Here is a 12,584-nt window from a genome sequence, read left to right on the forward strand (position 1 = left end):
TGTACTTACTCCAATTCAATATCTTATATTTGGTCTTGGCGGTTGCTTCTGTCATGGCTAAGGGGAAGCTCTATTTTTCTCTCTATAGATTATCTCACTCAACTCATACTCTTTATGCAACAAAGCCATTCTCACCCTAAAAAAGCGAAAAAGAACACAGCTTAACCTTGATTTTTAGATTAAAGTTTTTGATTTCAGCTATTTTTAATGGCCTGGATTGTTTTTTGCTGATTTTTTATATTCTAAAGTAGAGGTGTTAATTTTTGAAAATATTTGACGAAATAGTTATGATTTTTTATATTAATTTTTAATTTAAAATTTCGTAAAAATTCCGTATAATTGCGGTAGAAATAATAGATAAAAAATACTTTTGATAATTTTTATAAAAAATTGTCTTTTGCTTGCCTCCCTTGATAAGGGCGCTAATGCTGGGATTGCTTTTAGCTTTTGCCTTCATCAATCAAGTTATACCAATTCGAGAAATTATAGCTAAACATCAATTTCATCTCCCCATCTCCTCATCTCTCCATCTCCTCATCTCCCCATCTGCATCTGTAGTCTACCTTTGAAGAATTGATATTACTTTATGACGCACATTCCGCACTACATTGTGTAGTTCTAAAAGATTACGAATTTTGGGAATTTTGCCATGGGGCTTACGCCGCCCGAAGGGCTAATCGCAAATCGTTGACTAATCCTGAGTATTTATACTTAGGATTATAAGCCAGGATGATATATTAATATATTAATAAATTTATTAATATATTAAGTTCGTTCAAAAATAAACGGTGCTACATTAAGAAATGCTAAAAAATATCCCATCGTTGCTCCAACTAGATGGGATAAAAATTTACAAAAATTTACATAGCTATAAAAACTTTGGTTCGACTACTGATAAGCATTGGGTTATCACCAAATGGGCTGATCAGCGACATACTGATAGCGTCCGTCAAAAGCTCAGTCCCAAATTCGGTCACCTTCCCTGGTTTATCCAGATTTGCGGCTAGAATAAAACAGCTGTGAGGGGGGAGGCAGAAATGGGGGAGTGGGTATGAAACGTTTTTTCAAAACTGGCAACTATGCAATGAAAATGCACAATAGCTTAATTGCACAACCCGAGTAGGACGTTAATCACATTACTGTCTATGTTATCATAAAAGACGAGTATAGGTATCGGTTGCAGTTTTTGTTTTCAGTGTTGACAGGTTTCTTCTGTTTCATATTGCTAAGCATGCCTCCGAAATTTCTATCTCTACATAAATCAAATTTTGGAGATATTGTATGTCTGTCTACGTTGGTAACCTTGCACGTGAGGTGACAGAAGAGGATCTGAAATCTGTGTTTGAAGAATATGGTCAAATCAAGCGAATTCACATGCCCACCGATCGCGAAACAGGTCGCTTCAGGGGCTTTGCTTTTGTGGAAATGAACACAGAGGAGGAAGAAGCGAAGGCCATTGAAGACCTTGATGGAGCTGAATGGATGGGGCGCGATCTCAAAGTCAATAAAGCCAAGCCTCGCGAAAAAAGAAACTCATTTGGGGGCGGTCGCAGAGGTGATAACTTCTCTCGTCGCTACTAAGCTCGCTAAGATCCAAATCAAAACCCAATTCTGAGATCTGAACGCAGGGCAGGGGTTTTCCCCCTGTCAAAATCTACGCTGCGCATCAGAATTTAGGGAGTAATCCTGGTAGGGTAAAGGAAACCCAAACTCTAGTTGGAAGATACTAGTGTGCGTAGGATTGCTGTCTATAAGTGGATTGAAGGCATCTCAAACTCTTTGATTCAGACAAGTATGAACGTTTAAGACCTAGAGTAGGAAAACCCAAATAGGCAGTGTTCAGATCGAGAATCACACTAGTTGTAGTGTGTGAGTTAACCAACAATATCATTAATTCCACGGCTCATAGCTAAAGTTAGTTTTAAGGGAGATATTGTAGCAAACTCTCCAGGCTGAAGCGTGGAGGTAAACCATCACAGTCCACTTGACAAGGAGTAAGGAAAAAATAAGGATTTGAGAGCCTGCTTTTGGCAGGCTTGATTCCGATTTCCTTGCCATAGACGAGTGCAGGCTATCCAGGTGCAAGATTATGATTTTCAACGGACTTGAGATATCAGCCATTCGTTTTAAAAACTGGCCAGATGCCAACACCTTCCGTCAGTTGTAGGAGTTTTGTCAGTCAATCAGAGGTTTGCCCTGTCCTGTACTTATGGGATGAATGATGACTTGTTATTCGACCACGGAAGCGATCAAAACAGGAGGACATTGAATGACCCAAGTGGTGGTTGGTGAAAATGAGCACTTAGAGTCAGCCCTACGTCGATTTAAGCGAAAAGTCTCCCAAGCTGGCATCTTTGCCGATATGAAAAAGAATCGTCATTTTGAGACATTTGCACAAAAACGCAAACGTAAAGAAATTGCGAGACATCGGGAACGTCGAAGACTCCGAAACCGTCGAAGACGGTTCTAGCAGGGTAGGGCTTTAGTCCCCTGCTTAACTTTTCTATAGCAATCGGTGTTGGAGTTGTCAGAGTGCGATTACTCCTGTACCATTACCGATTACCGGTTGCCTATTCCCGTTACCCATTACCCAAAACAACCTTGGATTATGAACACTAGTGCGGCTCTTTCTTACTCATACCCCTCTAGAAACTAGAGGGGTATGAGTAAGGGGATTCGTGAGGAAAATCCTCAAAAATCCTAACTGTTTTGCGGATGTGGGTGAAAACCCCACCCTTGAGGAGACAGTGCGATTCGTTGGCTATAAACCTTACCCACTAGGGTTCGGGGAACTAGCCGCAAGGCTTATATGAACCTTGACAACTTGATAACCATGTTGGTGTAAATCCAACCCTCCCGGAATCGGAGTGACAGCCCTACCCCCATTTATAGAAACTAACAAGTCTATAGATGAACGCAGGGGTCGAATAGTGAAGCCGAACCAATCCAGGTGAAGTTAGTAACAGGCAAGGGACTCATGGATACGAGAGAAAGGTATGTTGAATCATCGTGACAAGGGTGTGGCGAAATGGATTGATACGCCACAGACAAAAGTCAAAGAAGATTCTGGATAGCTGGTTTGTCTCCCAACTATCGATTCCCAACAACACTTCCGGTGAATAGTACCATCTTAAAAGTCCAAATAATGGTTATCAGGAACGAAGTAACCCCCATAGGTACTCTCAGTAAGGTCGATTACTGAGTAGGTAGTTAGCCGCAAGTCTTACGGGGGCAAGATTGAGCTCAGTTGCCAACGCCCAAGGTAACACTTAGGATATGCTGACGGACTCACGTTATAGGAAAAGAAATAGTTGTGAGACTTTAACTAGCATAGTAGTACAAATGAACGGGTAACTTCGGCCTAGATGCTTATTTCGAACCTTTTTTTCTTGCGCTTACCCTGGAACTTCGGCTCTGGAAAGAACCGGGAATAGGGAATTACAGCAGTTTTACAGATCTGATTTTACAGATCTGAGTGGGTAAGTCCTGAGTAGGTAAAAGGCTTGTATGGTGGCATGGTATGCCCCTATTACCCCCCTAAAAAAGCTGGGTAAACAAGAGGCTTACATCCATAGTCTTTACAAATGACTAATTACTAACTGATTTTTTCCAAATTACCAACATTACACCGCAGATAATCAAACCCAACCCCACGGCACGGCTAACGGGGATGGTTTCCTTAAAGAAAAAATAGCCCATCAGTACGGAGAAGACGTAAGTCAAGGATACTGAAGGACCAGCAACGCTGAGATTTACCCGCGTCAGCAACAAAATGTATGCCAGTGCCCCTAAACCATAACAACTTAGCCCTGCTATAATTTCTGGGGTCTTGGGTATACTGAATATCTGATCTAGCCAATTGCTAGCGTTAACTTTATCCAGCTTTTCGGCTCCAGTTTTGAGCAAGAACTGTCCAGTAGCACTGGTTAGGACTGACATTAAGAAAAGACTAAATTCTGCTAGAGTCACGAATATCTCAGAATTATAAGTGGTCGATGCTTCTTAATCCGATTGCTATTTTGATGTTATAGGCTTCAACCTTATGGAGCGATTAGTTATTGTGATTGCTCCTAAAATAGTGTTAGGAGATTGATTTTAAGTATTTATGGCTACTTCCAGCACTGCTACCTACACCGAAGAACAGATTTCAGCTTGGCTGCGGGGTTTATTTGCCGTTGCCTGGGCTGATGGTCACTTTGACCCAGAAGAACAAGAGGTTATGGCTCAAATCACCCAAGAGACATTGGCTCCTGGCACTGATTTGCAGTCTTTTGATAAACCCATTACTCCTGAAGAACTGGCAGCAGCTTTAGGTAAGGATAACACAACGGCAGAGAATTTTCTACGAACTGCTGTAATGGTAGCCTTGGCAGATGGGGTGTACTCTGCGACTGAAGCTGATGTTCTACACCAGTTCTGTGAAGCGCTAGGTCATAAGGTTGAGGCTCTTGAATCACTGCAGGTAACTCTTTATGACGGTAAGGCAACTGAGCAAAGCGATTCTGCTGATGCCTTAGCTCAAGAACCAGGAAGTTCTGACCATCCCCATTCGGATATTCTACAGCCAATGCGGGATTGGTTAGATGGTATGGATGTTAATGACCCACGGGTCGCTCGATTTATGTGCAAACTGATTCCTTCTCAGTGTCCGTTTGAACGGGACGTGAAGCTATTTAATCACAAAATCGTCCACATCCCACCGATGTGTAAGCTTAATCCTCTTTATGATCAGTTAGTCGGCTTGCGCTTCCGGGCTTTATCTTATTTAGCCGATGATTGTGGTGAAGATGTTTCAGCATATTTATAAGTGGTGATTGGTGCTTGGTGATTGGTGATTAGTCATTAGTCATTGGTGACTAGTCATTAGTCATTGGTGATTCTTAGTTAGATTAATTAAGGGAAATGGGTTCAACTGACTGATGTCAAGAAAAAACTAAGGACTAAAAACTAATTATGCAATTTATCGACCAAGCAGAAATTGAAGTTGTAGCTGGTAACGGGGGCGATGGAATTGTGGCGTTTCGGCGGGAAAAGTATGTTCCTGCTGGAGGACCGGCGGGGGGTAATGGTGGTCGGGGGGGTAGCGTGATTTTCAATGCTATCGAGCACCTGCAAACATTGCTAGATTTCAAATACGCCCATTGCTTTCGAGCTGAGAATGGGGGTCGGGGAGGCCCTAATAATCGGACGGGAAAAAATGGTAGCGATCGCATTATTGAAGTTCCCTGTGGCACGGTTGTCTACAATGCTGACACAGGAGAACTGCTGGGGGATTTGGTGAAACCTCGGCAAATGCTGTGTGTTGCCAAAGGTGGTAAAGGAGGTTTGGGAAATCGGCATTTCCTGAGTAATCACAATCGCGCACCAGAGCATGCTTTACCTGGACTACCAGGAGAGCAACTCAGGTTACGCTTGGAGTTGAAGTTACTGGCGGAGGTGGGCATTATTGGTCTACCTAATGCTGGTAAGTCTACTCTGATTTCAGCACTCTCAGCGGCACGACCCAAGATAGCCAATTACCCCTTTACCACTTTGATTCCGAATTTAGGTGTGGTTCGTAAACCAACTGGGGATGGTACTGTATTTGCTGACATTCCTGGGTTGATTGCTGGAGCTCATCAAGGTATTGGTCTGGGTCACGACTTCCTACGTCATATCGAACGCACTCGGTTGTTACTGCATTTGATTGATATTACTGCTGCTGACCCGATTGCTGATTATCAAACCATTCAACAGGAGTTACAAGCCTATGGCAGAGAATTGCCAGAACGTCCCCAAATTCTTGCCCTTAATAAGGTAGATGCGGTTGATCAAGACATGATCGATGAGGTGTCTACTTACCTAAATCAGCTTACTCAGGTACCAGTTTTTTCAATTTCAGCTGTTGCTAAAATCGGCTTGGATGCTTTGTTATCGAAAATCTGGCAATCTCTAGATCAGTTGTCAGTAGCAGATTGCTCAAAGGCAGCAGTCAACCTTCAACAGTCAACTTTCAAGGTTTAACCGGTAATTAATAAATAACTAATTATAAATTGCTAATTATTCAAGTAGTCATAGGCTTGTCGAGAAATGGTGCGAATCAGTTTTTCGGCACTGGCATCATTAAAGGGGCGTTTGACCATTACGCTGATAATGTAACGCTTGCCGTTGGGCATTTTTACCAAACCTACATCGGCCAGTAGTCGGCCAAGGGTGCCAGTTTTGTGGGCAATGGTGGCACCATTACCTAGTCCTTGGGGTAATAGTGTGTTGGTCTTAGTTTGGATCATGATATCGATCAGGTCAGTACGAGATTGGGGAGAAATCCACTTACCTTGCTCAAGGTGAAAAATCAAACTAGCCAGTTCTCTTGGGCTAGTGGTGTTTGTTCCTGGCAAATCTGGTAGGGGGTTGCGTAGTACGGTTTTTTTCAACCCCCAAGAGCGGAATCGTTGATTGAGAACTTCGATGCCACCAAGACGTTCAATCAGCATATTCGTAGCCGTGTTATCACTAATGGTGATCATCTTGGTTGCTACTTCCAGAGCTTTGTACTGTTTGCCTGGTTTTTGATATTGCATGTTTCCAGAACCACCAGCAATCATCTCTGGTTTCATGGTTATATATTCATCTAAGAAAACTTTGCCTGCATCTACATCCTGAAAGAAAGCAATTAGAATTGGTAACTTAATGGTGCTAGCAGCAGGAAAAATGAGACGGCTATTTGATTCTAGGAAAGCACCGGTATCGAGATCATGGATGAAGATTCCGGGTTGCAATTGGGGGTGTTGCTTTACTAGAGTTTGAATTTGTTTTTGTAAGGGAGATTTGTTGAGCAGCAGGGGTGTCAATTGAGAACTAATTGTCTGACTCAAAGTCTGCTGGACTTCAATTGGAGCATTGTCTGTGGTTTTGGTAGATGGTTGGCTAGCAGTACCCAAGCTCGATAATACGGTACCTGCGATCGCTCCGAGACCAATTCCTACAATCAGCAAACGGATAATCAAAATCCATAGCCTGGTAGAGGAGTTTTCGGAACGGCGCTCTCGGCGAGTTCTCCGAATTTGTACAGATTGGTGATTGGGGGTTGGGAGGGGTAGTCTAGCTTTTAGTTGGCTTGTTTTGGAGGATTTAGGGGAGAAATCAGCAACTAATTGTGGCTGAGGACGTTGCCGAATTGGATTACGAGAATTGGTTATGGTGGGAAAGGATGAGGAGGCTGCTGTAGCAAAGGGATTGAGTCTTCTACGAAGGTTTGGTAACTGGGGTGTTCGGTATGCTACCCTCAGCTGGGATTGACTGGAGCGAATTGCAGAAGGGTTTGGTGAACGGGATAGACGAGCACGGGTACGGGGGGTAGGTGGCGGGGTTGACCGAGATTTATGTGATTTTGGGGATGAGCTTTGGCGGCGCGTTTTCGGTTTTGCTTGGGATTTGGAGGATTTAATGTCCTTAGCTTGTGGCTGTTTAGTAAGGTGGCGACGCTGGCGGCGGCGGGAGGAGGTTGGTTTCTTTTGTTTTTCCACTGCTGAATCTTAGGCTGAGGTTTACCAGATACATAAAACCCGAAACAATCTGCTAGTTCTCGGAATTTTCTGAGTATGGTCTAATGATAAGGGAGAGAACTTTAATGGATGTAGCGCTATCAAGCTTCCCTTTCAGTTTTTCTTGAGTCTTCCGATTACAGAGTTTTGATCTAGTAGCAACAGTTGAAGCGCCCATCTATCACACCTCCAATAAAACCTATGCAAGCCTATTTTAGGACTGGTTTGGTTTTGATGGATCATCTACCCCAGACTTTGGTAAAAATTCTAGCGCCCATTCTACCTGGCGGACCATTCCTCTGAGCATGTTGATCTCTTCTGTGGTAGGGGTTGCTCGGTTTAATAGACGTCGCAGCTTTTCCATCCGTGCTGCTTTGGTATGGGGATAAAGATAACCAATGTTCAATAATAAGGCTTCTAGATGCTTAGAGTAGCGTTCTATCTGGTCCAAAAGAGCAGAATCTTGGTAGGGGGGAGCGGGGGATAAGGGTTGACTTGGGACCGGTGATGGCTGCTGTGTACTTTGATAAAGTTGATATTGATAAAGTTCATAACAGCAAACTGTTACGGCTTGGGCTAGGTTTAAGACTGGATAGGTGGAACTAGTGGGAATCCGGACAAACCGCTGAGCATGATTGAGTTCATCATTGCTCAATCCCCTAGATTCAGGGCCAAAAATCAGGGCAGAGGTTACGCCAGCTGACAATAACCAGGGTAAGGCGGTTCTGGGATGTTCGAGAGTAGTAGGGATGGCGCGGCTACGAGCAGTGGTTGCGATCGCTCTTTGACACCCGACTAAGCCATCTGGTATTGTTGCTACGACTTGGGCTTTTTCTAAGATATCTACCCCATGCACTGCCATCTGCTGTGCTTCTTGGCTGAGATGGTCACACTGAGGATTCACTAGCACCAGCTGCGATAACCCCATATTTTTCATCACTCGCGCTACAGAACCCACATTCAATGGACCAGCGGGTTCTACTAAAACAATCCTGACTCCCATATACATTTTCAAGGTTGAAGGTTGTTCTTGCCCAGGCGTCCCTTGTCGGGTAGGTTGAAGGGTAACCTTCAACCACAAAACAGTTGCACCCCACAAAACAGTTGCACCATTTGTGCAAGTTCAGGACTTACGCAAAACTGGGCAACAAACCCGCTGATGGTCTAGCGTGCCTTATTAAAGCACCCTACAGGTAGAGTCTCTGCCTCAGTCCTGGTTCCTCTTGTCCCTGCTGATGGGGAAGCGACTGCATCAAGACATGGTGCTATCTTTGAGGGCAACTTTGGTATTAACCACTTGATATTAACGTGAGTTGGACTCAAGTCTGGACTAAAAATTCCTCTGGATCAGTATCCCAATTTACCCAGCGAATTGCCTCACGGGCTGATTCTACATGAGGCGGCACTCGCATAATGTGAACAAAGTTGGTGCTAGGACAAGTCATCTTGAGTAGAAAAATTGGCTCGATATCGATATCGTTATTAATTTTTAATAGGGTGTATTCTTGCCAGGAATCCAATCCCTGTGCTTCTAGGTCTTGGCAAATTCGGGCGTAACCAATTCCTTCAATGAGGACTCGCCTAAGTTCAGCGTTGGGTTCTTCTAAAAGCCACCCTGCTTGCCACTGGTTGGGGTTGACTTTACCGTATTTTTCTGGTAGCGTCACGCCGTGATAGGAGTATAAGCTGAAACCATCGGCAAACTCCATGGCTGGCTGTCCTTCTCTATGAAGGCGGTGTTGAGTGTCAAATGAGAGCTTGGTTGGGCGATCGCAAACGAAGCAGATTTTTTCAAATGGGAACATCCAACTACAGTGTTTGACTAGGGATTGGAATATTTCCCATGTGGTTTGATGGTGAGGGCAATTTAGGACGGAAATATAAAAGTCAAACCGACTACTGTCAATACTCCAGTATAAGGGTGACATGAATAGTCTCAATTCAGTCCCAAGTTGTTCAAGTACTTGCAAGCCAATTCGAATTCGCTGTTGACTAACTGTTGAGGTATCTAGTTCATATAACAATTGGTTTTGCAATTGCCTGTGTAGTTGGGTTCCCATGGAAGTGTCCAAGGGTTGCCACAGTTTCTCTTCAAGTTGACGGCTAATCCGTTTAATGTTAAGCTTTCGCCCGAGTTGGTAGAGTAGCTCTTGTTGGAGTTCTTTGCCGAGTTGGGTGTTGAGATGTTGCCGTAGTTGACTAATCAATTGACTCTCCACTCTTGGCTGGAGTTGACTCTTTAGTTGGCTGTCAATGTGTTGCTGGAGTTGATTGAGGAGAATTTTAAAAAAACCGTAAGGGCTATCACAAAAAACAATATCTGGTACTGGTTTGCCAATGGCTGTATAGGCAGCGTTTATGGCTAATGTTGCTTCGTGACGATCAACGGCTCCAGTCAATAAAGATAAATTGTACCATTTTTCTTGATAATTTGAAATTAAAGTCTCTTGCTCTGGGGTAAGATGTTTGATGTTGGGTTGCCACATATCGCCATACCTGTGTTTGATATTCCGATTAAATCCCGATTTGAGAATAGTGCTGAGTGCTGAGTGCTGAGTGCTGAGTGCTGAGTTTAGTAAGTGGGGGAGTGTTTTCATCCAACGGTAGTTAGCTAGGAGTTATGGGATCTAATTAGTTATTCAGGTTAAGCTGGGTGTTTTTATGCTAAAGTATGTTTTTTGTCACAATTCTTAACAAATTAGTAAGCTGTCAGGTAATGCGCTACGCGCACGCTACTTGAGGTGCTAATGCGCTACGCGCACGCTACTTGAGGTGCTATTAACTTGTGTTTGACTACTTAGGATTGAGGATTAAATAATATGGCTATTCGGTACCTGTTATGCTAAACTGCTAAATTACATTAAATAAACCTACTACTTTATATAGCTTTGATATTTTGATAGTTGATTTTTTAGGCTAAATTAGCATACTAATTACGGAAGAACCCCCCTCTCGATCAATCATCGCTGTATTCTAAAACGCTATATTTTTGGCAAGGGGTTATAAGATAGCTACGATAATAAATTACTTGTAGCTCATCAAAATTACCTAAGCATGAACTGGTTTCCCCTATCCCGCAAACACTGTTCAACTAGCAAATTCCTAGCTTTATTTCTCTGTAGCTGCTTCCTAATTATTAGTTGTGGTGGTTCTCCTAGCAATCAACAGACAGGTTCCTCTAGCAGCAGTAACAGTAATAGACTCACTATCGGTACTACCCTAAAACCGAGAACCCTCGATCCAGCCGATGCCTACGAACTAGCAGCTAGTAACATCCATTACAGCTTAGGCGATCGCCTTTATACCTACAAGCTGGGTACCTCAGAATTAGTGCCACAACTGGCAACTGCTATGCCTACTATCAGCAAGGATGGCTTAACTTACACCATTCCCCTACGCCAAGGTGTAGTTTTTCATGATAACACCCCATTTAACGCTGAAGCCATGGCATTTTCCTTGCGTCGGTTTATCGAAAATGGTGGCAAGCCCTCTTCTCTACTCGAAGGTTTGGTAGATTCGATTGAACCCTCTGGAGAATACGAACTGACGATTAAACTCAAAAATCCCTTCGCCGCCTTTCCAGCACTATTAGCTTTCTCTGGAACTTGTGCTGTTTCCCCCAATGCCTATGAAATTGGTAGTGGTAAATTTGAACCGACCAAATTTGTAGGCACTGGTCCTTATAAACTAGTCAAGTTTAGTCCTAATGGGATTCGCCTAGATGTGTTTGAAGACTATTGGGGTAAAAAACCTGCCAATCAGGGATTAAACGTTCAAATCCTCACCAATTCCGCTAATTTATTCAATTCCATCAAAACTGGTGCTGTAGACATTGGTTATCAAAGTTTAGATCCCGATCAAATCCTCAGTTTGCAAAAAGGAGCAGCATCTGGGGGTTGGCAAGTCATAGAATCTCCCAGCAATAATATTAACTACATGGTGCTCAATACCCAGATGGCACCGTTGGATAAACCAGAAGTCAGACAAGCGATCGCTGCGATTGTTAATCGTAAACTGATCAACGAACGGGTGCTAAGAAACCAAGCTGCACCAGCCTTTAGTATCATTCCCACTAGCTTTGATGTTTCCAAGCCAACCTTTAAAGACGCCTACGGTGACGGTAATATTGCCAAAGCCAAAGAACTGCTAGCCAAAGCGGGATTTACTAAAGACAATCCGTTGACATTAGAAATTTGGTATTCCTCAGGTTCAGCAACCCGACAACAACTTGCCAGTCTTCTGAAAGAATATGCTGCCCAGGAACTTGGGGGAATTGTGGAAATCCAGCCCCAAACTGTGGAGTCAGCGAATTTCTTTGGCAATCTAGGTAAGGGAGTTTATCAGAGTGCCTTAGTCGATTGGTATCCTGACTTTTCTGACCCCGATAACTTTATTCAGCCCTTAGTCAGTTGTACTAAAGGTTCCCTTGGGAAAGGGTGTGAAGCTGGAGCCAGTCGCTCTCAGGGGTCGTTTTATTATAGCGATCGCATGAATGAACTGATTCAGCAACAGCGTCAGGAATCAGATCCAGCCGCCCGAAAGCAGATTTTTGCTGAGATCCAAGAACTGTTAGCAAAGGATGTACCCTTAATACCGTTATGGCAACCAAAGGAATATGCTTTTGCCCAGTCAGGCTTAAAGAATGTCCAGTTAGACCCGATTCAACAATTGCCACTGTGGGAGATTGATAAGGGAAATTAGGTTAACGGGCTGCCCCCGTGCTTTAAGCCGGGGGAAAGTTCAACCCCCCAAAGTTCTACTTCTGTTGGATTGACAAAATCCTCATTAACTGGTAGGTTTTGGTGAAAAGCAATATTAATAGGAATAAAGCCAAGTACAAAAGAACTGAAAAACATCACAGCAACCACATCAAGCTCACTGAAAGAATTTTGGTTTGACCCTTGAGAACGACTCATATTGACCTACCTCGTTTTTTTAGCCTTTCTTCTCAGTTTCAACGGGTAATGTAGGGGATCAGGTGTGTTTTAGAGGAAATTTTTATGTATAATTTTATGTATAGTTTGATAGTTAAAGTTTTTTTTTATAGTTCAAGTTTATAGT

10 protein-coding genes are annotated in these 12,584 nt (G+C 43.3%); 5 read left to right on the forward strand and 5 right to left on the reverse strand.

Annotation, left to right across the window (positions count from 1 at the left end):
• Positions 1–1,281: 1,281 nt before the first annotated feature.
• The gene (locus F6K49_RS19340) at positions 1,282–1,581 is read left to right on the forward strand and encodes an RNA-binding protein (protein ID WP_071105565.1); all 300 of its coding nucleotides are present in this window, start codon (positions 1,282–1,284) and stop codon (positions 1,579–1,581) included.
• A gap of 688 nt (positions 1,582–2,269) precedes the next feature.
• Positions 2,270–2,470, forward strand: a complete 201-nt coding sequence (gene rpsU / locus F6K49_RS19345; RefSeq protein WP_070394310.1) for a 30S ribosomal protein S21 — start codon at positions 2,270–2,272, stop codon at positions 2,468–2,470.
• Positions 2,471–3,588: 1,118 nt separating this feature from the next.
• On the opposite strand, the gene F6K49_RS19350 is transcribed toward rpsU, so the two are convergent.
• Positions 3,589–3,969 carry an EamA family transporter gene (locus F6K49_RS19350; RefSeq protein WP_293021079.1) on the reverse strand — a complete coding sequence of 127 codons (381 nt, stop codon included), beginning with the start codon at positions 3,967–3,969 and terminating at the stop codon, positions 3,589–3,591.
• Between the two features lie 136 nt (positions 3,970–4,105).
• On the opposite strand from F6K49_RS19350, the gene F6K49_RS19355 reads away from it, so the two are divergent.
• Positions 4,106–4,807: a Mo-dependent nitrogenase C-terminal domain-containing protein gene (locus F6K49_RS19355; protein ID WP_293021081.1), complete on the forward strand. Its 702-nt coding sequence runs from the start codon at positions 4,106–4,108 to the stop codon at positions 4,805–4,807.
• A gap of 146 nt (positions 4,808–4,953) precedes the next feature.
• On the forward strand, positions 4,954–6,003 hold the full coding sequence (gene obgE / locus F6K49_RS19360) for a GTPase ObgE (RefSeq protein ID WP_293043128.1): 1,050 nt from the start codon (positions 4,954–4,956) through the stop codon (positions 6,001–6,003).
• 32 nt (positions 6,004–6,035) lie between these two features.
• On the opposite strand, the gene F6K49_RS19365 is transcribed toward obgE, so the two are convergent.
• From F6K49_RS19365 to F6K49_RS19375, 3 genes are all read right to left on the reverse strand, one after another.
• A complete protein-coding gene (locus F6K49_RS19365) occupies positions 6,036–7,505 on the reverse strand; it encodes a serine hydrolase (RefSeq protein ID WP_293099259.1) in 1,470 nt (489 codons plus the stop codon).
• 232 nt (positions 7,506–7,737) lie between these two features.
• Positions 7,738–8,532, reverse strand: coding sequence for an RNA methyltransferase (locus F6K49_RS19370; protein WP_293099290.1), 795 nt, complete (start codon positions 8,530–8,532; stop codon positions 7,738–7,740).
• A 310-nt stretch (positions 8,533–8,842) separates the two neighbouring features.
• Positions 8,843–10,120 (reverse strand): DUF6745 domain-containing protein, encoded by a 1,278-nt coding sequence (locus F6K49_RS19375; RefSeq protein ID WP_293099264.1) that lies wholly within the window; start codon positions 10,118–10,120, stop codon positions 8,843–8,845.
• Between the two features lie 457 nt (positions 10,121–10,577).
• Here F6K49_RS19375 and F6K49_RS19380 point away from each other — a divergent pair, with 457 nt between their 5' ends.
• Entirely contained in the window at positions 10,578–12,224 is a 1,647-nt protein-coding gene (locus F6K49_RS19380; protein WP_293021086.1) for an ABC transporter substrate-binding protein, read from the forward strand.
• Here F6K49_RS19380 and F6K49_RS19385 read toward each other — a convergent pair.
• A complete protein-coding gene (locus tag F6K49_RS19385) occupies positions 12,221–12,439 on the reverse strand; it encodes a hypothetical protein (RefSeq protein ID WP_293021088.1) in 219 nt (72 codons plus the stop codon). The two genes, F6K49_RS19380 and F6K49_RS19385, sit on opposite strands and share 4 nt — an antisense overlap.
• Positions 12,440–12,584 lie beyond the last annotated feature (145 nt).

This window comes from Moorena sp. SIO3I6 (assembly GCF_010672095.1).